Origin of the sequence: Microcoleus sp. AS-A8 (genome assembly GCA_039962225.1) — a bacterium.
GTDB lineage: Bacteria > Cyanobacteriota > Cyanobacteriia > Cyanobacteriales > Coleofasciculaceae > Allocoleopsis.
This window is the reverse complement of record JAMPKV010000018.1, coordinates 13,167-34,713: the sequence shown is the minus strand read 5'-3', so window position 1 is coordinate 34,713 and position 21,547 is coordinate 13,167. Positions and strand designations below refer to the sequence as shown.

Below are 21,547 nucleotides of genomic sequence, written 5' to 3'. Positions count from 1 at the left end.
GAGTAGGGATATCCCAATTTACAATTTTTAATAAGAAATAAATAACAATGTTAGAAGAGACTAAAAACCAGACCTTTAATGAAAATGACGATAAAATAGTCTTTGCTGATGAAGACGATGAGGAAATAGTCTTTGCCGATGAAGACGATGAATTAATTTATTCAAATCCTGAAGATAAAAAAACTTTTTTTACCAATGCCAACGACTTCCCCCTATCGACAGGAGACAGCTGGAAAATTCTTATAGTAGACGATGAAGCCGAAATTCATCAGATTACTAAATTAGTACTCAGTGAATTTATATTTGACGGCATTCCCCTGAGATTCATTAGTGCTTATTCGGGAGAAGAAGCCAAAACATTAATCGAAACACATCCAGATACGGCTCTGATTTTGCTCGATGTAGTCATGGAAAGCGATGATGCCGGATTGGAAGTGGTAAAATATATTCGGGATGTTCTGGGTAATTCATTAGTGCGGATTATATTACGCACAGGTCAACCAGGCCAAGCTCCGGAAGATGTGGTAATTATTCACTACGATATTAATGACTATAAAACCAAAACTGAACTAACGACTCGCAAATTATTTACTACAATTGTGACTGCATTGAGAGCTTTTCGTGCCCTCAATAAGCTAGAAGAAAGTAGAAGAGAACTGGCAAAAATTGCCCAAGCTTCAGCACGATTTGTACCCCGTCAATTTTTGCATTTTCTCAAAAAAAACAGTATTGTTGACGCCAAGCTAGGGGATTCAGTACAAGCCACGATGTCCATTTTGTTTGCCGACATTCGCTCTTTTACCACTTTATCGGAAACGATGTCTCCCCGCGAAAATTTTGATTTCCTCAATTCCTACTTACATCAAGTTTGTCCCATTATCCGACAGCACAACGGCTTTATTGATAAGTATATTGGCGATGCCATCATGGCTTTGTTTCCTGAAACCGTCGATGATGCCCTGACAGCTGCAATTGAAATGCAAAAACAGGTGGCAATTTATAATGAGTCTCTTCAAAATAGAGGTTGCCTGCCCATCAGTATCGGCATTGGCATTCATAGTGGCAGCATGATGCTGGGTATTATTGGGGAGGAAGAGCGACTATCAAGTACGGTAATTGCCGATGCGGTGAATCTAGCCAGTCGCTTGGAACAGTTAACCAAACTCTACGGAGCAGGTATCATTGTTAGTGGTGAAGCTCTCTCTAAACTTGATGATCCCCAAACCTATACCTGCCGATTTCTTGACCGAGTTCAGGTGAGAGGGAAGCAGTCTTTTGTAGCAGTCTTTGAAATTTACGACGGTGACTCTTCCTTGATTCAAGAGTTCAAAACCCAAACCAAGCGCGATTTTGAACAAGGGGTTTGGCTTTATTTTCAGGAAGAATTTACTAAATCCCAGCTATACTTTGAGCGAGTTTTGCAAGTTAATGACCAAGATTTAGCTGCTCATCTTTATCTAGAACGAATCAAAGTATCCCAAAAAGCTGGAATCGCTCTAAAGTGTGAAGAATTTGACGTTTTTCATAAGAAACGATGAATTTGACCCTGATTAATCAGGCTGATCACCTCAACTGATCTAACTCCTGCTAACCAACAAACAGTCTCCTTCAATTTCAAGGGTAGCGGGTTCAATTCCCGCATAAACTTGCTGCCGTTTCCCACAAAACCGAACGTGTACCTTACCTTGACACATCGAGCTTAATGATAACTCCATCACCTGCTCAACAACACCCACTGCTTTGAGATAGAAAATGGCTTGGAGTCGCGCCTTTTCTAAGAACGCCTTAGGTTGATCTTTGTATAGCGGATACAACGATTGGAGCACACAGTTTTCAATGCTAATGGTAGTTGCACTGCTTTGAATTAGTTTCTCCAACACGGCCCGTTCAGCTAATGCAGGACTGAAAACTTGAGCATCTTGCAGCATTTGCAACTTGGGTGGGTCATTGAATAACAACCGCCTCGCTTTTAAGGTCGCAATATCATCAGCTGTATAGAATTGCTTGCGTCCTTTGTAAGATTGCTCCAAGGTCTTATTATCTAGCTTGACGGGTTTGGGTTCAAGTGTAACAGTCCAGAGTTTACAATCCGCTCTAGATATTAATTCTACACTCTTAACTTTAACCAAGAAACCATCATTTTGATAGGCGAATTTGAGCAGAGGTGGCTGTTCATTCTTAGGACGAAGGGCTTGGATTGCCGCATCATCTTGGGTCGTTCTAGAGGGAATTTGGATAATCAGCTTGCCATTGGCATTTTGACTATACGTTTCGATTTGGAAGAAATGTTCGTGTAACAGAACCCATTGCCCAGAGGAGTAGATGACTAACTCCGACTCTTGGCTATTCCCTTCTGAATCCATCGATTCCAGCTCGAATGGAGCTGTAAAAGGTGTAGGGTGGATCGGGGGAATTTGGTAGACCAACACTGAACCGGGAATATTTTTTAACTTTTTGGGCACTAATTCACTAACGCTTAGAGCGAGGGGAGTTTTCACCACGTCATAGACTGTATGAGACATACAAATCCCACCGGGTTGGGCTTCCGATTGCAGGCGTGCCGCCACATTCACCCCATCACCCATGACATCGGTGCCATTGAAAAACACATCCCCTAAATGAATGCCAATCCGATGAATTAGAACCTCTTCTGGAGCGAGTTTAGCGGCTAATTCAGCAAAACGGGATTGAATTTCTTTGGCACAAGCGACGGCTTTAACCGCACTAGGGAAGTACATCAGCAGCGCATCGCCAATGGTTTTGAGGACTTTGCCTTCAAACTGCTGACACAGTTGCTTCATGACTTGGAAGTCCCGGCGGAGCAAGTCCAGGGTGTACTCTTCGTTGGCTGCCATCATTGCACTATAGCTGACGACATCTGTAAAGATAATCGCCGCCAGAGTGCGTTGTCCTTTGAGCTCCGTGGAGAGAGTTTTTTCTTTGGTAAACATATATCCTGGAGTATGCGAAGCGTCCTTAAGGCACAATGGTCTACTGAATGATCTACTGTGTGCAGTGAATGACCTGAGTCCCTATCTATATTGAAAACGACAAAACCCCACTTATTCGACGCTTTATCTAATCTAGTCAGAAAATTTATCGGAACTTTGAACTCTTGTTCCTGGTTTCCTAATGCAAATATGTCTCAGGTACCCTCCCAAATCCGCTTTGATAAGCCCCTTTTCAGCTTAAGTATTTTTTCCTTCTGCCATCTGCCATCTGCCTTATGCCTTGTCTACACCAAAAAGGGGGTAGTTAACCCGGATTTGGTACCCTACCAAAAACAGCCTGGTGATGGTATTTTTATATAAAAATTGTTAGCCGATGTCAGGGGAGAATGCTCTTCATTAGGGCTGGCTCTAAGGGCATTACTGCGATTGGAGCTGGGCATCCAACGCTTTAGTGATACGCGATCGCGTTTCTTCCAAGTGAGCTTTGGTGTAAGTGTCCATCTCTCCACCGTGCCTTCTCAGTGTACGATTGAGGCTTCCGTGTAACTGGCGTAATCGATACCAAGCGAGGGTTCGGGCATCTTCAGGCACATTAGCCGTCCGCAATACCATACTCGTTAATTGGTTGAGATAACTCCGTTGCAATGAGCGACGGACACTGGAGATCGAAAGAGATTTGTCGTTGGGTTGGAGTACCTCTGTCCAAATACTATCCTCCAAGGTTTTAAACAGTTCTGGCAGCGTCAACGCCTGATTGGAAGGACTCTTGAGTTCAATATCTTGTAAACGAGTGAGGCGATCGCCCGAAAGCAAATCTCCCAACACCTGACTTTGCAAAAAGAAAATACTCTCGTGAATTGGGTAATCTAATCGCTCGATCTTCAAGTCATTGCCCCAATCTCTCCACCGCGATGGAGCTAACTTATTCAACAACTGAGGTGAAAATTTGAACGCATCTGCCGCAAATACATATTTTTGCAACACTGAGAGTGCCTCTCGTTGCTTTGCCACTGGCACCGGTTCAAAGGGTAATCTCCCATTCGGATCTCCCGCGTGGTTGCGGTAAAACGACTGTCCACCAATATATTTAGTGATGAAATATACGTTTTGCAAATAATGCCAGAACACCGTATCAAACAGTTCGCTGAGTTCGCTGTAACTTTCACCACTGCTGGGATAACGCTTTTCCAGACGTGCCCACATAGCTCTTGCATTGTCCAATTGTGTTTGAGAATAAGTCAGCACATCGCTGCTCATATCCCAACGATTGGCATCAGGGTTCAAGTCAAAGATATCTTCATCCGTGGCATAGGCGAGATCTGGGTTCGTGGAACGCTTGGCAATCTCCTCTAAAAACCGCCGTTCCGCTTGCGCCACAATGGCACCACTGGGTTTATAGCCATACTCGATCGCCCACTCATCATAAACACCAACAGCAACGGGAAAATAGTCTCCTTGGGGTGTCCCTTGGGGTGCCAGGTTGATCGGCAAGTAATCCATCACCGAGTTAACCAATCCTTGTGTCTGCGTGACATTGCTATTATTCAATTCCTGTGGTGCCAGGAGTGTGCTACCCCGAAAGTTGTGACGCAAACCTAGGGTATGTCCGACTTCGTGAGCAATCACCCAACGCAATCGCTGATGCACATATTCTTTCATTTGCTCACTCCTGAGTTGGGTATTGGCAGAAAACACAGACAATCCCAATCGATCAATCGCAGACTGCTGAATCGACTCCCTGCTATAGCAAAGATCGTGGTCTTTCGCTAATTGTGATAAAGCAGACGGTTTTTTGGACGTAGATGAGCGATCAATCACGGATGGGCAAAGATTACCCGTTCCCATCAAAGTTGAGAGCAACGAATTCTTTGAATTCTTCTGCACTTGATTTTGATCCACCAAACGCCGAAAATCTTGCTGAATATCACGCACTAAACCACTATCTACGACAATATCAGCATCTAAGATTTCTCCGGTTAAGGGATTAACTCGTGCCGGCCCTCTAGCAAAAAATCCATCTAAAGAATTGAACCAGCGAATGGTGTTGTAGCGCACATCTGCCGAGTCCCAATCGGCATTATCTGGCATTTGTTCTACTTGAATGGCATCTTTAAATCCCGCCTTCTCAAACGCTTTGTTCCACATCAGCACCCCTTCCCGAATGGCTTCGCGGTATTCCAAAGGAACGGCGTTTTCAATCCAAAATACAATTGGTTTTTTTGGGGAAGATAAGGGCGCTTTTGGGTCTTGTTTTTCTAAATGCCAACGGTTGATATAGCGTACAAATACATCGCGGCGTTTAGCGTTAGAGAAGTCTTGATAAGTGGTTAAGAAATAGCCAACACGTTCGTCAGCTAGGCGCGGACGGTAGCTGTTGTTTTGCTCAAGCTGAGAGAGACTGTAGCGAACGCGAAGAGTAAGAGCACGGTTATCTGGAAGCGTTGGCAAGTAGTCCCCTTGACCAGAACTTAAAGAAAATCCATAAATTGATTCAATCTCGACATTCGCTGGAAAGGCTTTGGCCGTTCCAAAATAGGACTTATTGGTGTCGAGTTGGTAGTTTCCTTTCAAGGACTCTTCTAAGAAGGGGGTTAATCCTGGAATATCAGTGAGCATCAAGTCACCCAAATCAATGAGAATCGTCTCTTGAGTTGGATGAATGCTTTTAATCGGAAGGGAGTAGAGAACGGAATCGCTAAATGAGCGATCCAGCGATCGCTTTTGGGGATCGCCCGGTTCAGCACGAAAATTCACATTCCGCACAACGAAGTGTAAGTTATTATTCATGCGGCGGAAGTAGAACAGCCAAGTTTGTAGCGGAACTCCACTGTATAGCCCCCGTTCACCGATGCCCGATTCCATCGTCACGCTGGCAAGGTAGTTTTTGTTCAACTGTTGAGGCTTTACTTCCAGGTAAATTTTAGCCGTCTCTGGATTGCGGTAAAGGTTAAACAGCCCTTCCAACTTTTCCGTGTCTGCGACTAGCTTGTCAAACGACTCTAATTCCGAATCAGAGCTAGATTTTACCTTGGCCTGAGACAGTACTAAAGCTGTATGGGTTTGAGTCGCTGGGAGCGTCAAGGGCTGTTGCGCCCTTAAGGGAAACGTTTGCTTGATAGCAATCAGCCCAGTCCATAAGAATAAGCCCAGTAAGAACAACACCCACAACGGCACTCGTCTCATCCAATCAATCACCCTATAATTTTCTAGTCTATCAAGATGCCTAGATGCCTTATCAAGGCAACGAGTGTAAAGGTAGATTCTACTTTAGCCTTTGAGGCATGGAACTTGTGGCGTTCTTAAAGAGATTTGGTATTAGCGATCGCTCTAGTTCTGTTGACGGCTGTATAAATAAGTGTATCGTTGCTGCCAGATGGCTTCAATTCGGGATAGGGCGTCTTCAGTATATCGTTGGGCTTCTTGCAGGATAGCTGACCAGAGGGCGTCGAGCTCTGGCAGATTTGAGCAACTATGAATCAAGGTGCGGCAAGCGGCAATCCATTGTTCGAGTTTGCGGTAACTGACGAAGTAACCACCAAGTCCTTTGATGTGTACCCAAAGGACGTTATGCCATTTTTCCCAGTTGATAATGCGTTCTTGGTTGATTTTCAGGTGTTTGGCGATTTGCCTGAGGGTAATGACAAAGGTTTGGGGGTTGATGCGATAGCGTAGCGGTTGCATGGTTGTAGCGGATTTTAGCATTAGGTACTGCAATTCCCTGGTAGATCCCCCCAACCTCCTCACTAAAGCTCCGGCTTAAAAAGGAGGGCTAGGGGGGATCGACTCTTCACCTGAACTGTCGTGGATTATCCTGTGCTTCTTCCTCAAGAGGAGCGAAGATAATCTCAAACGCAGCCGCAGGAATGAACCGCCGTAAAAGTCTCAGATGATCGTTAGCGTCTTGGCGATTGCGGAAACGGGCGACGGTGTAGTGTCGAGCATCGGGCAAAATACGCACAATCGTCCAAGGGCGATCGCTGTGTTGGCTCAGTAGTTTTATCATTGTTAGAGTCTCCTGGTATTAGGAAGCCAGAAGCCAGCGTCAGCCCTCGCAAAGTTGAGCGCTGGCTTTTGGTTTGAGATTTGCTAGAAGGTTAATTAGTAGCCTTAATGGACTACTAAATGCAGTTTATCATAGTAGTCCATTAAGAAGTCGTTTACTCAGTTATGAGCCTCTGACACAATCAGAGGCATGGGACAAGCAGGCAAAGCCCTTAAAAAGGTCTTGGAAACTTATGACATCAGCCAATATCGATTAGCGGCAGAATTGGGAGTTGGACGTTCCAATGTTTACCGCTGGGTTAATGAGATTAGAGATCCAACGGCTGAAACTGTCAAAGATTTTGTGGAAGTGCTGCGGAAGATTAATCCAGAGGCGGCGGCTGAGTTTATTCGCCTGTATTTAGGTGGTGGCTCAATTGAGAATGAGGAGTAGTCGTAGGGGATGAGGAGTGCGATCGCACCCCCTCTTACACTTCAAACTCGATCGCTTCTCGCCTCCCAGTTATGGCGTCAACCACCTTTCATCTCCACGACACCCGTGCTAACCTGTTGAGAATTGTTACACTGATACACGCGTATCACTTAAATCCCAGCTTTCCCAGCGCCTATGGTGCATATTAAGCGCGTGGAACTCACGAATTTTAAATCCTTCGGCGGCACGACATCCATTCCCTTGCTGCCAGGATTTACAGTGGTTTCCGGGCCAAACGGGTCAGGTAAATCGAATATCCTAGATGCTCTGCTTTTTTGCCTTGGTCTTGCCAGTTCCAAGGGAATGCGTGCTGAACGTCTTCCCGATCTAGTTAATCACGATAAAGAGCGTCGGGGTACTGTTGAAGCTAGCGTTACCGCCACGTTTGATTTATCCGATGCACCCGATGCCCTCTTAGACGACGAAGAGGAGAACGACGACGTAGAGGAGGTGTCCCCGTACCTGTCTCAAAATCAGGAAAATCCCGAATCTGACTCTGGTGAACCTTTCGATCCCCCCCAACCCCCCCTTAAAAAAGGGGGGCAAGAGAAGGGAGCAACAGAAACAGAGTGGAGTGTAACTCGCAGACTTCGGGTAACTCAGCAAGGCACCTACACCTCGAATTACTACATCAACGGCGAACCTTGCACTCTCACTGAACTTCATGAACAGCTCAACCGCCTGCGGGTGTATCCAGAAGGTTACAACGTGGTGCTGCAAGGCGATGTCACCAGCATCATTTCCATGAACTCACGGGAGCGCCGGGAGATTATTGATGAGTTAGCAGGGGTTGCTGGGTTCGATCGCAAAATCGTCCAGACGAAAGAAACTCTAGCTCAAGTGAAGGAGCGAGAGGATGATTGTCGGATCATAGAACAAGAACTGGTAGCTCAGCGCGATCGCCTCGCTTCGGATCGCCTCAAAGCTGAGAAATACCAAAAGCTGCGAGCTGAACTCCAAGAAAAGCAGCAGTGGGAAGCCGTCCTCAAATGGCGCTTTCTGCAACAACAAGAGGGGAAACTTCGGGAGCAAATCGAAGCAGGCGACCGAGAAGAAGCTCAACTTACCTCCCAGCTTACCGCCCTAGACGCAGAAATCCGCCAAACCACAGGCGAACTCGACCAACTAAACAGCCGTGTCAAAGCCTTGGGCGAAGAGGAACAGCTTGCTGTTGCTTCTACCCTCGCCACCCAGGAAGCCGAACGGCGTCAGTTGCAAAATCGACAACAGGAACTCGCCGAAAACATACAGCAAACAGAACATCGCCTCAAACGGACACAGGAGGAGATTCAGCAATACGAGCAAACCCTGCAACAACTGGCGGAGCAGAAACAGCATGTAGAAACCCAAAATTTAGAGGAGCTACGTACCGCACGGGATGAGGTGCAACACAGCCTTAACCAAAGTCGGGAACAAGCGAATGTGATCGCCTCTGCCTCCGAAGCTTGGGTACAGCAACAAACGGTGCTCAACCGCCAAATCGAAACATTACTACAAAGCATTGACCCCCAACGCACCGAGCAAGCTCAACTCCGAGAGCGCCACAATCAGCTCAGCCGTCAAATCGAAGAACAAACCCAACTCTTGCACCGATTAGAGCCAGAAATTGCCACAAAACAGGCTCAAGCCGCTGATTTAGAAACTCAGTTAACCACCTTTTCGCAACAAGCTCAAACACTCGCCCAATCCCTCGTTACCGCTGAACAAGAACTCCAAATTCAGCAGCAGACTCAAACTCGCCTCCTAGCTGAACAACGGGACAAGCAACGCCAACTCGATAAACTCGAAGCCCAAGCCCAAGCCCAACAAGAGGCTCAAGGTACCTACGCCACCAAAGTCATTCTCCACAGTGACTTACCCGGTGTTTGTGGCCTAGTTGCCCAACTCGGTCGCGTCGAACCCCGCTATCAGCTTGCGTTAGAAACGGCGGCAGGTGCGCGTTTGGGAAATTTGGTGGTTGAAGATGATGGTGTGGCAGCGGCGGGAATTGAGCTGCTCAAACAAAAACGAGCAGGTCGAGCTACATTCTTACCCCTCAACAAAATCCAGCCTCCTCGATTCACGGAAACGGCTGCTCTGCGTTATGTGAACGGCTTTATTGATTATGCGGTTCACCTGATTGACTGCGATCCGCGCTACAGGGACATTTTTGCCTATGTGTTCGGCAATACGGTCGTATTTGAAACCCTCAACACCGCTCGTCCTTATCTAGGAAAACACCGCATCGTTACCTTAGAAGGCGAAATTCTGGAAATCAGTGGTGCTATGACTGGCGGGAGTAGTAGCCATCGTTCTGAATTACACTTTGGCACCAGCGATGCAACAGAATCCGCAGAAGTTGCGTCGTTGAGAAACCGTCTCCAGGACATCGAGCAGATTCTATCGCGTTGTGGCGAGTTAATTCATCAGGGAGTAACCAGGGTTAAACAACTGACGCAAGAACTGACAGAAGCCAAGGCGAAACGCTCGGAAACTCATTTGCGATTGGAACAGTTAAATAAAGAGATTAAGACTTTAACAATTCAGTTGGAACAAGTGCGATCGCTTCTGGGGAAAAATACCCAAGAACTGTCTACAGCCAGCGATCGCCTCCAAGCTCTCAGCCTCAATTTACCGAGTCAAGAAGCCCAACTCGTGGAATTACGCCAACAGTTAGCACAGTTAGAGCAATCTCAAACGCCTAACGAATGGCAACAAATTCAGCGCCTGATCAAAGGCTGGGAAGCGCAGTTAAGTGAGCGTGAACAAGCGCTTCGAGCCGCAGAAAAACAGCTTGTGGATTTAGACAGTCAGCAGCAGCGTACCAAGGAAAAAATTACCGAAGATTACCGCCGGGTAGCCGAATACCAAACCCAAAACCAATCTTTGCAGGAACAGCTTTCAACCGTCAGTCATCAGCTAGTGGCGGTGAGTGAAGCAATTACCAAAACTCAAGGTACGTTAACCCAGTTGGAGCAGCAATTAGGGGAAGTGAAACAGGAACGCGATCGCGCCGAGCAACACTTGCGAGAACGGCACCTTTTCCAACAACAGCAATCCTGGCAACGGCAAAAGCTCCAAGAAACTCAAGTAGCACGACGCGAAGAACTGAGCAGCTTACAAGCTCAACTCCAACTCCAACAAACCGAGTTACCCGATCCCCTGCCAGAGTTACCCGAACATTGGCAAACTGAAAGCTCCCATCTCCGCACCCCTGACCTTCCCAGCCTACTCGAACACCTGCAAAAAGAAATACGGAATGCTCAAAAACGCCTCCAGGCGATGGAACCTGTGAATATGTTGGCGTTAGAAGAATATGACCGCACCCAAAATCGCTTATCTGAACTCTGTGAGAAACTAGCCACCCTAGAAGGGGAGCGTACCGAACTTCTACTGAGAATCGAAAACTTCACCACCCTGAGATTTCGTGCCTTCAAAGAAGCCTTTGATGCGATTAACGAGAACTTCCAAACTATCTTTGCCGAACTCTCGGACGGCGATGGTTATCTACAATTGGATGACCCCGAAGACCCCTTTAACGGTGGACTTAATCTGGTGGCTCATCCTAAAGGCAAACCCGTGCAGCGTCTGGCTTCCATGTCAGGGGGCGAAAAATCCCTCACGGCTCTGAGCTTTATCTTTGCGCTGCAACGTTACCGTCCTTCGCCGTTTTACGCCTTTGACGAAGTTGATATGTTCCTTGATGGGGCAAATGTCGAGCGATTAGCTAGAATGATCAAACAACAGGCTACTCTAGCCCAGTTTATTGTTGTGAGTTTACGCCGACCTATGATTGAGTCTTCGGAGCGCACGATTGGTGTCACGCAGGCTAGAGGAGCGTATACTCAAGTGTTAGGACTAAAATTACCGCCTAAAAGCGCCATTCGATAGATAAAAACTTCCGGATTTAGCGTTCAATATTATTGATATTCCAGCAGGAGTCGAGAGCAGGATCACAAGAAATAATGACAACTGAACAAAATCGTCAACGCTCCGATATTTTAAATACTCAGGTCGTCACGATCGACACCGCTAAGCGACTTGGAGTCGTTAAAGAGCTATTAGTAGATATTGATCGGCGTGAGGTTGTAGCACTGGGTTTGCGAGACAATCTGCTGGCGCTCGCTGGGATGCCACGTTATATGCTCTTGAGTAGCATTCGACGGGTTGGGGACACCATTCTAGTCGATGATGAAGACGTGATCGAAGATATTGAGGTGGAAGCCTACAGCACCCTGATCAATAGCGAAGTGATTACCGAAACCGGTGAACTGCTAGGACGGGTAAGGGATTTCAAATTCAACATTGAAGACGCCAAGGTTAGTTCTCTGATTATTGCCTCGATTGGGTTGCCACAAATCCCTGACCAGGTGATCAGTACCTATGAGCTGCCGATTGATGAAATTGTCAGCAGTGGCCCAAATCGCTTGATTGTCTTTGAAGGAGCTGAAGAACGCCTGGTTCAATTGACCGTAGGCGTTTTAGAACGTTTGGGGATTGGCAGACCCCCTTGGGAGCGGGAAGAAGAGGAAACTTACTACACCCCCGTTACCCGACCTGAAAATCAATTAGGAACTGGGATTCCCGTTCGTACACCCATCTCTCAGCCGCTCCAGACGGTTACACCTGTCGAAGAGCGCTGGGACGATGACGATTGGCGAGAAGAACCAGAACCAGAACCTATCCCTCTGCGCCGAGAAGCACCACCGCCGAAGTACGCCAAGCAAGAATTAGAACAAGACAACTGGGGCGATGATGAATGGGATGATGCTCCTGGTCGGTCTACCCAATACCAGAAGCCAGCGTATACTGAGCCTCCACGTTATGAACGGGAACGGGATTACGCAGACGATTACGATGATTACGAAGTAGAGGGTGATGCTTGGGATGACGATGTAGAGTCTGAACCTTACAAAGCTCCACGCGTCAATATCCCTGAAAAAACCAAAGCTCCCGAATACGAAGAGGAAGCTGGGTACTAAGAAAAAGGGTTGAAGGTTAGCTGATTAAAACCTTCAACCTTAATTATTGGTTATTGATGGTCAAATTCCCCGCCATCACCATCGGACCCGCAGGTGTGGTCGGCTCAGGCGTTACTTCTACCGTGATGGCTAACGCGGTGACCTCAAAGTCAGAAGGCCGATAAAGCTTAACAAAAACGGTTCCCTGCTTATTGGTTCTAAACTGTCCCCAAGGGATTTTTTCGTCATTTTGCACAGACCAAAGCTGATAAAACTCACCCTGCGGTAAAACGGGAAGGTTCTGTAAGATTAGAACCGCTTGGGATTCGCTCGGTGTCATCAGCATACTTCCGGTCGCCGCAGAAGCCTGAGCCATGCCTTTGAGCGGAACCACATGGGTATCAGGCTTTTGCAGCATGGCAATAACATCTTTTTGCCGAGCGACCTTAGCCTGCATGGTCGTGAACTTGAGCCTAATTCGGTAGTTATCTAAACCAAGAATTAACACCAATAGAACCACAGCGCTACCAACTAGGCGACTCCAGAAAAGTGGAGAACGCCTTAGTTCTCTCCAGCGTTTTGGTTGAGGAGCCATGGGCACCGCCGTCGGATGAGGCGAGGTTGTATTCAGAATGGCCTGACGCAGGTGTTGGGGTGGTTCTACTTCAGGTAAAGCGTAAGGCAAGACTTCTAGGACTTCCTGCAATTGCTGCACTTCAGTCGCTAGTTCAGGATGTTCGGTCAACAGCTGATTTAACTCCTCAGCTTCTTCAGAACTGAGATTGCCGAGGACGTAACCTGCCATCAATTCTTCTAATCGTTCCGGAAGTAGAGGCCCAGTCATAGGTACAACAACTTATTCAATAAAGTCTCGTAAGTTTTTTCTCAAGTTCAATAGACCTTGGCGAGACCAAGTTTTGATCGTTCCCAGCGGTATACCCAGTTGAGCGGCAATTTCGGATTGGCTCAATCCCTCGTAATAAGCCATTTCTAACACCTGCCGCTGTTTTTCGGGAAGTTGGGTCAAGGCATGACGGACTTGGTGCGATCGCTGACTTAAAGCCGCCGACTCGAAAGGCGTGAGAGAAGATGTTTCATTAACCATCATCTGACTCCATCGCTGGATAAATTTCAAGTTGGTTCCACGGGAGCGAAGTTTATCAATCGCCCGCGAACGAGTCAGAGTTGTCAAAAAGCTGCTCAAAGAGCCACGAGACGGATTGTAAGAGCCACTACGCCAAAGATTTAGAAAAATCTCTTGGGTCAAGTCTTCTGCCTCTTGAGGATTGGTCAATATTCTCAATGCTAATCGGTAGACGAGACTAGCATAACGATCATAGAGAATACCTAAGGCAGAGGACTGACCGGCTTTGAGCGCCTGAATTAATTCTTCATCACTTTGGAGGTCGTGGCAGTCCTCTGTGGTTCCAACACCTTTAATATCCGTCGGCTTCTCATAGAACAGACCTGAACCCATAATTTTCGAGTAGATTCCACTCATGGCAACAAGCGCATCTCTAGAAAAACCGAATCTCATTTTAATTAAGTACGGCTCCCAGAGCGAATTGGATGTGTATTGATCGAATTTTCATCTGTCCCTCTGGCATTTCAGGAAATTGTAATCCAAAACAGTGGCGCATCCGTATTAAAAGAAGAACCCCCAGCAGCCCTGAGCTGGTGAATGTGTTGAACAAGAATCTCTAAAGGTTGGAATGAGGAATATGAACTGGAAAGTACTTTGCGTCATCGCTGGTTTGGCTCTAACGACAACTCTGTCTGCTTGCTCTAACTCGTCCACTCCTGAAGCCGCCCCTGGCAGTTCCCCTGCGGCTGAAACTTCTCCTGCTACTGGTACCGCTACCGAAAAAAGCGATACAACCAAGACCGACGACGCCGTGAAGAAAGATGAGAAATCTACCACCGGCGACGCCGTGAAGACAGATGAGAAATCCACCACCGGCGACGCTGTGAAGACAGATGAGAAATCCACCACCGACGACGCCGTGAAGACAGATGAGAAATCCACCACCGGTGACGCCGTGAAGAAAGAGGATGCCACCAAGAAAAAAGGCAGCACAACCCAACCCTAGTGGCCTCTAGTAGCTACCTGAGTCCGACAGGAGCCTCCAACACAGTTATTGAGAGGCTTTACAAGATAAATCTATAGTCTGCTCTAAACAGCCATCTGATTCCACTCCAGGTAAACGCTGCCCAATCCCCAAGGTTGGGCAGTTGTTGCATGGTATGGTGATGAACAGCGCTGGGCGCAAGACTTGGGCTTGAACTGGATTCTGTTAAAGTTAGCCATAAAATTTTTTCATCTAAAAATAGTTGGTATTGCGAATTAGCCCTATCACTCATCAAGCGATATGGATTCCTCTGTTTCCTCTCCAGCCTCTCAATTTCGACCTTGGCCGAATCAAGCCATTTTGGCAAAAATATTTCACTGGGTGAATCTGATTAGCCTGTGTTTGATGATGACCAGTGGACTTCAAATTTACAACGCTAACCCCGTGTTTGGTGGACGTGCAGGCTGGCATTTTCCACCCATATTTTTGCTAGGAGGTTGGCTAGCGGGTGGTCGGCACTGGCATTTTGCATCGATGTGGCTATTCTCGCTCAATTTATTTTGGTACGGTCTTTATATTGCCATCACCCGACGTTGGAAGCATCGATTTTTAGGGTCTAATGACCTGAAAGCATTGCAAAAGACTAAGAATCAAAAACGTATTGCTTATGCTTGGCATCGATTAATCTATACCGCCATTATTCCAATTTTGCTGCTGGCTATATTGAGCGGAATTGGTATGTATAAACCCGCCCAATTGCACTGGATTGTTGACTTTTTCGGGAGTTGGCAGGCCCTGAGAATCGTTCATTTTACGTCAGTACCCATCGTCATTATCTTTGCCATTATTCACTCCTTACTCGGTCTTAAGGTGGGGGGACAACGCCTTCTAGAGTCCATGTTTTGGTAGAAATTTTCTATGAGTTTAATCCAAGTCCCTCGTCGTCCCTTGTCACGCCGCCAATTTCTTCAGCTATCTGGGCTTTCGAGTATGGGTCTACTTTTGGGCGGTTGTGCGTCACCTCTGTTTGAAGATTTAGTGGGTAAAACCGTTGAACCCCTTAATCAAAGTTTTGAAGGTTTATTACTGAATCCTCAAAAACCCGTTCCCGAATTCCCGGCTAGCGCGATCGAGCCAGATGCCCTCATCGTTAATACCTTTGACTTTACACCGAAAATTGATATCAATACATTTCATTTAACAATTGACGGTGAAGTGAATCATCCTCTGAGTATGAGTATGGAACAAATCCAGCAACTGCCTCTGACTGCCATGACGATTCGTCATGTTTGTGTTGAAGGTTGGGCAGCAATTGTGCAATGGGGTGGGGTACGATTACGGGAATTAGTTACCCTTGCCCAACCCAAAGCGGATGTTAAATATATTTACTTTCAGTCAGCGGATGGGTACTACGAAAGCTGGGATATTGCTTCAGCTTTGCACCCCCAAACATTGATGGCGTATCAGAAAAACAGCCAGCCGTTAAGTATTGATAATGGTGCGCCTCTGCGTCTTGCTTCTCCCATAAAACTGGGTTACAAGCAGAGTAAGTGGGTGACTCGTATTACCCTAGTGAGTCATTTGTTTCCCCGTAGGGGTTATTGGGAAGATCAGGGTTATGAATGGTTTGCGGGGTTGTGATCAGGAACCATGAATAGTCCATTGAGACAAGCTCACGGGTCGCTTATTTCTTCAGTAATAAATAATACAATTGTCCATCAGCAACCGTTACCCCAGCGCGATCGCCGGCTTCATCTCCTGTTCCCAAAAAATAATCTACACGACCTGGCCCTTTAATCGCCCCTCCTGTATCTTGGTCAAGTACGTAGCGGCTGACAGTACGAAAATCCATGCCGCCTTGGGGATTCTTAAACGGAAAAGGCGCACGAATCAGCGCTAATGCACCCGGTGGCATCAAAGATTTATCCGTGGCAATGGAGCGTGAGGCGGTTAAAGGTACGCTAATACTCCCCATTGCAGGTTCACCATGATTTTCCTGGAAAAACACAAAGCTTTGATCACGCGGTAGATAAATATTCAGTTCCCCAGGATTATCCTTAAAATACTGAAGTATTTTTGGCATCGTCATACCTTCTAGAGGTAATTTGCCATCATCCGCCAGTGATCGCCCAATGCTGCTATAGTTGTACGCTGTATGTCCCGCATAGCCTACGGTTGTTTGTTTGCCATCCGGTAGAACAAGCCGCGCAGAACCTTGGATGTGAATCATGTAAGCTTGGAGGCGATCGCGCAGCCAAACTAATTCTAATCCCCGCAATTTACCCTTGGAACTTTGCAATCCATCCTTGCCTTCGAGTTGTTCGCGAGTGGGGTGAGGTTTAGGCCAAGCCTCTAAATTGGAGGGGCGTCGATAGAGGGGATAGCGATACTCCGGAGTCGGCACACGACTAGCGGCATAAACGGGTTCATAATAAGCAGTGAACAATACATTCCCCAAACCGTCTTTGCCCACAGACTGGTAAAACACAAATTCCAGCTTTACAGCCGCCTCTAGTTGTTCCGGGGAACGGGATGAAATTACCAGTTGCCGGAAGCGTACAAGGCTGCGATAAACTCGTTCGCGAGTCACCTCCGCCACCCGATATCTCTGGTATGCAGCCGCAGCGGTACTACTTTGCAGGTAACGCAGACTCTGATCAATCGCTGTTAACAACCCCTGTTTGTCTCCAGACTGACCCAACTCTCCCCAAAGCTGCTCATCTACACCTAAATTCTGGGTAGAGCAATTTTGGAAGGATATTGCTGCTTTTTTGGGCTGCACGGGTTCCCGAAATCGCTCCTGGTCAGAAATTGGCTTATAGTCATTTTGGAACCAGTTGGGAGAGGAGGTGAGTAACAGACAAGGAAGAGTAGACATTTCTTTTAAAGAAGAAGTCGCGACTTTCCCCTGTTGCCCAGCATGATCCTGATCTCTGGATGATGGAAAGAGAGTGTAGAGAATGATCCAAATCCCTACTCCCAGGCTGAGAGTGTAGCAAACAAGAGTTCGTTTCATACGTCAATTCTGTGCAGCTAGATGAGGGAGAAGGCAAAAGTGATGTAACTTTTCAACTATATAAAACTATAAGAGGATGGAGTGCTGGGGTGAACCGGAAAACTAGAGGGGTTAGGTCAGTTCTAATCCCAATTTTTCCTGACGCATAGAGCGATATGCGGAAGACAGTAACAGATAGATGCACCCTGATGACTGTCCGAGAGCGGATTTCTTTTCGCTCTCGGTTTTTTTATGGGTTGGCAACATCAACGGCTCCTAATGCTTTCAAAGTTGCGATCGCAACTTCTGTTAACCCTGTCACGCCTGTGATATTCATCCCCTCGTAGGGGCGATTACTTGTGAGTGTCTTGAGGCACTCACCTGTTTGAACATCCCAAAGTTTAATCGTGTCATCTCGACTGCCACTGGCTAATCTGTGACCATCGGGACTAAACGCGACAGAAAATAATCCCTGATCATGACCCTGCAAGACGTTGATGCATTCTCCCGTTGAGGCATCCCATAACCTCAGATTTTGATCCGTGCCGGCACTGGCTAAAGTCCAATCCTTCGGACTAAAGGCAATCGACCAAATGCCATACCCATGAGTATCCTCTTGCCATCCTCTGAGACACTCACCCGTTTGAACATCCCAGATTTTGATGGTTTCATCGGAACAACCACTCGCCAGAAGTTGCCCATCGGGACTCCAAGCTACGGACTGTATCCAACTGATATGTCCCTGCAAAACCATCAGGCATTCACCGGTTGCCACATGCCAAAGTCTGACCGTGCTATCTTCAGAGCCACTGGCTAGCATGGAACCATCGGGACTAAAGGCCACCGAAAAGACGATATCGGCATGTCCCGCCCAGGTTTTCAGGCATTGTCCCGTATCAACATCCCATAATTGGATGGTGCGATCGCTACCCGTCGCTAAATATTGACCATCCGGACTAAAGGCAACTGACCAACCACCGCCATTTAATCCCTGTACCGTTCTTAAACATTGACCCGTCTCAATATCCCATAGCTTCACCGTCTGGTCATAACTGCCACTGGCTAAAATTCGGCCTTTGGGACTAAAGCGAACGCACAATACAGCATTTAATAAGGTATCGCTGTGTCCCTGAAACGTCTTGAAGCATTGTCCCGTGGTCGTATCCCATAACTTCACACCCTGGTTATAGCTACTACTGGCTAGAATCTTACCGTCTGGACTCCAAGCCAGTGACCGAATCCAACGACAACGTCCCTGTACAGTTCTCAAACAGCGACCCGTTGCAACATCCCAGAGTTTGACCGTTTGGTCGATGCTACTACTCGCCAGGATGTAACTATCGGGACTATTCCCATGAAGTTGGGGTGCAAAGGCAATCGACCAAATCCAACTGATATGACCTTGCAAGGTTTTCAGACAATAACCCGTCTGGGTATCCCACAACTTGACCGTGTGATCCGTACTACCAGTGGCGAGAAGTTGGCCATCGGGACTAAACGCCACCGACCAGATCCAATTCGTATGACCGTGGCAAACTTGAGTACAATCACCCGTAGCAACATCCCATATCCGAATAGTATGGTCTTGACTACCACTAGCAATTGTTTTGCCATCGGGACTAAAGGCAACCGACCAGACCCAACGCGTGTGACCTCGGTAAACGTTGAGGCAGCGACCGGTGGCGACATCCCATAACCTGACTTGGTGATCGATACTACCACTGACCAGCCTTTTGCCATCGGGACTGAACGCCACAGACAACACAGACTGACTATCGTCGTGTAAAACGTGGAGGCACTCACCCGTCGCGATATCCCACAGTCTAATGGTGCTATCTACAGCGCCACTCGCGACCATTTTCCCATCGGGGCTAAAAACTACTGACCACACCCAAAGGTCGTGACCCGTCAAAACATTGAGGCATTGACCTGTAGCCACATCCCATAATCTCACGGTATGGTCATAGCTAGCGCTGGCTAAGGTCTTACCATCGGGACTGAAGGCAACGCAGAGAACTCCCCCCCCATGTCCCTGGCAGTTCAACAACCTTTGACCATCAACCACCTGCCACAGGCAAATGTCCCCATTTGCATCACCCGTGGCTAAAATTTTCGCATCTGGGCTAAAAGTGACGGATAAGACATTGTCTAAATTTTCTGCAAAAACGGATTTGGACAAGTCTGAGTAAGCAAAATTAACATGGTGCAAATCCGTATCCGATAGATAGGCTTGCCAAACGGTTAAATGAGAGAAGTCTTGTCCTCTTAAATCCATTTGCAGTTGATTCATTAAATTCAGGGCATTACCTGCTGCATATCCCGTTTCAATGGGTGATTTCCCTCGTAACTGGCTGAGAATTTGGCAAAGCTGATGTTGAATATGACTGGGGGAACCGAGGAGACAAAGTAATGGCTGAATCATCGGATTCAAAATCAGACGAATCTGAGCCTCTCTGACATAATCTTTCGCCGTCGCTTTGATGAAAGCATAATCTTTAAACTGTCGAACATAAGACAAAGAATTATTTTCAATATAGGTAATAATTTCTTGGATGGAGTCTTCGATAAATTTTTCAGTCAGATACTCCATGACCACGGGTTGCAGAGTAAACAGTAACTGATTTTTGGCTAAAAGTGCAGGTGTAGCCTTTTCAATCAGTGAGCGTCTCAACAAAGATTCCAAGGCTTCGAGTAACTTAGCCTGAGAACAAGGAACGACAATATCCTCTCGTAATTCCTTAAGAGAAATAGGCTCTCGATTTAAGGCCAACCAATACATAATTTGCATCTCTAAAGGGGATAACCGCTGAAAATGTTGGTCAAGTAAATCGCGGATATCCCCAAAAACAGTTGTTCCTTGTGCTAAAAATTCTGATATACTATTATTAAATAACTCTTGAATCGTTGTCGCCACAATTCTCAACGCCAAGGGATTACCGATATAGCGTTGAATTAAAGTTTTCCAATCAGACTCTGAGCCATGAAAATGATTTTGTGAGCGAAATATTTCTTGTCCTTCTATAACATTTAAGCCCATCAGGGGTAAGGAACGAACTGGAAGATTTCCCCCTTCCAGACAAGCAATTTCTTTAGGTTTTTCTCTTGTGGTTAACATTAGACAGCTTTGATGGGATGCTTCTCCTACCCGTCTTAGTAACTCGCCATACTCTTCATAACCGTCTCGGTAGCGTCCCACATGAGCGCCACTGTCTAGAATGGACTCAACATTATCTAGAATTAGCAGGCAACGCGAGGAACGCAAATAATCAATCAGTTGGGAAATATGCTGATTCTTCTGTTCAGATAAATCCGTTTCTCCATCAGACAAACACTCAATCCAGTGAGCGAGAATTTCCTGAAGAGGCGGCGCATTCCGTAGCGATCGCCAAATCACAAATTCAAATCGATCCTGAAGTTGTTCGGCAAGTTTCACCGACAAAGCGGTTTTGCCAATTCCCCCCATCCCCACCAAAGCAACCAGTCGGCATCGCTGTTGCAAAATCCAGTATTCTAATTTAGCAAGCTCGTCCGTGCGTCCAAAAAAGACAGAAACATCAATCGCTTCTCCCCAACTACAGCGCGTTGGCAGAGTCGTTGTCTGATTGGGTTCTTCGCGTTCAGACTTCAGCCTGTCATAATCAGCATGAGCCAATTCTAAGTTGAAAGCTTTAAAGAAAAGAACCAGGGTTTGCTTATCCACCCCCTCTTCACGTGCCAAAACCTTTGCCACCGTATAAGGTGCCAGTTGAGTGCGATCGCTGAGTTCCTCAAGGGTATACCTTTCCCCTCCATTGTCCCCAAATTCAGCTTGAGTTCGTGCCTCTTGCAGCTTCTTAAAGCCAACAGAGGTAAGAACTACACCGCGTTTGCGTCTTTGCTTTTGCACAGCCATGCCTTGTTAAAGGTTAACTTCTATCGTGGCGGTACTTTTGCTAATTTTATAGCAGTCGCCAAGGCAACTCTTGACTCTCGCAAAATACTGAAACCTTGAACCGTCCATATGCATCCCTTCTGCCTTCTGCCTTCTACCTCCTCATCCTCACTAAAGTCCTCGTATGAGTTCCGGCAGTCGAGTCGGTGCCTTTTGCTATAAATAACGATAGCTATTTTTTCTTAAT

14 protein-coding genes and 1 pseudogene are annotated in these 21,547 nt (G+C 46.8%); 7 read left to right on the top strand and 8 right to left on the bottom strand.

Annotation, left to right across the window (positions count from 1 at the left end; all coding sequences use genetic code 11):
• Positions 1-47 precede the first annotated feature (47 nt).
• Complete coding sequence (locus NDI48_23755) at positions 48-1,538, top strand: adenylate/guanylate cyclase domain-containing response regulator (GenBank protein MEP0834184.1); 1,491 nt, start codon at positions 48-50, stop codon at positions 1,536-1,538.
• A gap of 39 nt (positions 1,539-1,577) precedes the next feature.
• Here NDI48_23755 and NDI48_23750 read toward each other — a convergent pair whose 3' ends face one another.
• The 4 genes and pseudogenes from NDI48_23750 to NDI48_23735 form a co-directional block, all read right to left on the bottom strand.
• A complete protein-coding gene (locus tag NDI48_23750) occupies positions 1,578-2,951 on the bottom strand; it encodes an adenylate/guanylate cyclase domain-containing protein (GenBank protein MEP0834183.1) in 1,374 nt (457 codons plus the stop codon).
• 417 nt (positions 2,952-3,368) lie between these two features.
• Positions 3,369-6,146, bottom strand: coding sequence for a zinc-dependent metalloprotease (locus NDI48_23745; GenBank protein MEP0834182.1), 2,778 nt, complete (start codon positions 6,144-6,146; stop codon positions 3,369-3,371).
• Between the two features lie 132 nt (positions 6,147-6,278).
• The gene (locus tag NDI48_23740; protein ID MEP0834181.1) at positions 6,279-6,632 is read right to left on the bottom strand and encodes a hypothetical protein; all 354 of its coding nucleotides are present in this window, start codon (positions 6,630-6,632) and stop codon (positions 6,279-6,281) included.
• Between the two features lie 106 nt (positions 6,633-6,738).
• Positions 6,739-6,924: pseudogene (locus tag NDI48_23735) on the bottom strand (hypothetical protein).
• 219 nt (positions 6,925-7,143) lie between these two features.
• Between NDI48_23735 and NDI48_23730 the strand changes: the two are divergent.
• From NDI48_23730 to NDI48_23720, 3 genes are all read left to right on the top strand, one after another.
• A complete protein-coding gene (locus NDI48_23730) occupies positions 7,144-7,386 on the top strand; it encodes a helix-turn-helix domain-containing protein (protein ID MEP0834180.1) in 243 nt (80 codons plus the stop codon).
• A 174-nt stretch (positions 7,387-7,560) separates the two neighbouring features.
• On the top strand, positions 7,561-11,295 hold the full coding sequence (gene smc / locus NDI48_23725; GenBank protein MEP0834179.1) for a chromosome segregation protein SMC: 3,735 nt from the start codon (positions 7,561-7,563) through the stop codon (positions 11,293-11,295).
• A 74-nt stretch (positions 11,296-11,369) separates the two neighbouring features.
• Positions 11,370-12,386 (top strand): PRC-barrel domain-containing protein, encoded by a 1,017-nt coding sequence (locus NDI48_23720; GenBank protein ID MEP0834178.1) that lies wholly within the window; start codon positions 11,370-11,372, stop codon positions 12,384-12,386.
• A 43-nt stretch (positions 12,387-12,429) separates the two neighbouring features.
• Here NDI48_23720 and NDI48_23715 read toward each other — a convergent pair whose 3' ends face one another.
• Entirely contained in the window at positions 12,430-13,209 is a 780-nt protein-coding gene (locus tag NDI48_23715; GenBank protein MEP0834177.1) for an anti-sigma factor, read from the bottom strand.
• A gap of 12 nt (positions 13,210-13,221) precedes the next feature.
• Positions 13,222-13,902: a sigma-70 family RNA polymerase sigma factor gene (locus NDI48_23710; protein MEP0834176.1), complete on the bottom strand. Its 681-nt coding sequence runs from the start codon at positions 13,900-13,902 to the stop codon at positions 13,222-13,224.
• A gap of 184 nt (positions 13,903-14,086) precedes the next feature.
• On the opposite strand from NDI48_23710, the gene NDI48_23705 reads away from it, so the two are divergent.
• The 3 genes from NDI48_23705 to NDI48_23695 all read left to right on the top strand — a co-directional run bounded on the left by NDI48_23705 (position 14,087) and on the right by NDI48_23695 (position 16,075).
• Positions 14,087-14,455 carry a hypothetical protein gene (locus NDI48_23705; GenBank protein ID MEP0834175.1) on the top strand — a complete coding sequence of 123 codons (369 nt, stop codon included), beginning with the start codon at positions 14,087-14,089 and terminating at the stop codon, positions 14,453-14,455.
• A 279-nt stretch (positions 14,456-14,734) separates the two neighbouring features.
• Positions 14,735-15,343: a cytochrome b/b6 domain-containing protein gene (locus NDI48_23700; protein ID MEP0834174.1), complete on the top strand. Its 609-nt coding sequence runs from the start codon at positions 14,735-14,737 to the stop codon at positions 15,341-15,343.
• 9 nt (positions 15,344-15,352) lie between these two features.
• Complete coding sequence (locus NDI48_23695; protein MEP0834173.1) at positions 15,353-16,075, top strand: molybdopterin-dependent oxidoreductase; 723 nt, start codon at positions 15,353-15,355, stop codon at positions 16,073-16,075.
• 43 nt (positions 16,076-16,118) lie between these two features.
• Here NDI48_23695 and NDI48_23690 read toward each other — a convergent pair whose 3' ends face one another.
• Together NDI48_23690 and NDI48_23685 are read right to left on the bottom strand one after the other, a co-directional pair.
• Entirely contained in the window at positions 16,119-17,450 is a 1,332-nt protein-coding gene (locus NDI48_23690) for a murein transglycosylase A (GenBank protein ID MEP0834172.1), read from the bottom strand.
• A 229-nt stretch (positions 17,451-17,679) separates the two neighbouring features.
• The gene (locus NDI48_23685; protein ID MEP0834171.1) at positions 17,680-21,321 is read right to left on the bottom strand and encodes an NB-ARC domain-containing protein; all 3,642 of its coding nucleotides are present in this window, start codon (positions 21,319-21,321) and stop codon (positions 17,680-17,682) included.
• Positions 21,322-21,547 lie beyond the last annotated feature (226 nt).

What these genes read in the sequence shown, in the direction of transcription:
- NDI48_23755 (MEP0834184.1), top strand. Translation starts at nt 48, where the DNA reads ATGTTAGAAGAGACTAAAAACCAGACCTTTAATGAAAATGACGATAAA.
- NDI48_23750 (MEP0834183.1), bottom strand. Translation starts at nt 2,951, where the DNA reads ATGTTTACCAAAGAAAAAACTCTCTCCACGGAGCTCAAAGGACAACGC.
- NDI48_23740 (MEP0834181.1), bottom strand. Translation starts at nt 6,632, where the DNA reads ATGCAACCGCTACGCTATCGCATCAACCCCCAAACCTTTGTCATTACC.
- NDI48_23730 (MEP0834180.1), top strand. Translation starts at nt 7,144, where the DNA reads ATGGGACAAGCAGGCAAAGCCCTTAAAAAGGTCTTGGAAACTTATGAC.
- smc (MEP0834179.1), top strand. Translation starts at nt 7,561, where the DNA reads ATGGTGCATATTAAGCGCGTGGAACTCACGAATTTTAAATCCTTCGGC.
- NDI48_23720 (MEP0834178.1), top strand. Translation starts at nt 11,370, where the DNA reads ATGACAACTGAACAAAATCGTCAACGCTCCGATATTTTAAATACTCAG.
- NDI48_23715 (MEP0834177.1), bottom strand. Translation starts at nt 13,209, where the DNA reads ATGACTGGGCCTCTACTTCCGGAACGATTAGAAGAATTGATGGCAGGT.
- NDI48_23710 (MEP0834176.1), bottom strand. Translation starts at nt 13,902, where the DNA reads ATGAGATTCGGTTTTTCTAGAGATGCGCTTGTTGCCATGAGTGGAATC.
- NDI48_23705 (MEP0834175.1), top strand. Translation starts at nt 14,087, where the DNA reads ATGAACTGGAAAGTACTTTGCGTCATCGCTGGTTTGGCTCTAACGACA.
- NDI48_23700 (MEP0834174.1), top strand. Translation starts at nt 14,735, where the DNA reads ATGGATTCCTCTGTTTCCTCTCCAGCCTCTCAATTTCGACCTTGGCCG.
- NDI48_23695 (MEP0834173.1), top strand. Translation starts at nt 15,353, where the DNA reads ATGAGTTTAATCCAAGTCCCTCGTCGTCCCTTGTCACGCCGCCAATTT.
- NDI48_23690 (MEP0834172.1), bottom strand. Translation starts at nt 17,450, where the DNA reads ATGAAACGAACTCTTGTTTGCTACACTCTCAGCCTGGGAGTAGGGATT.
- NDI48_23685 (MEP0834171.1), bottom strand. Translation starts at nt 21,321, where the DNA reads ATGGCTGTGCAAAAGCAAAGACGCAAACGCGGTGTAGTTCTTACCTCT.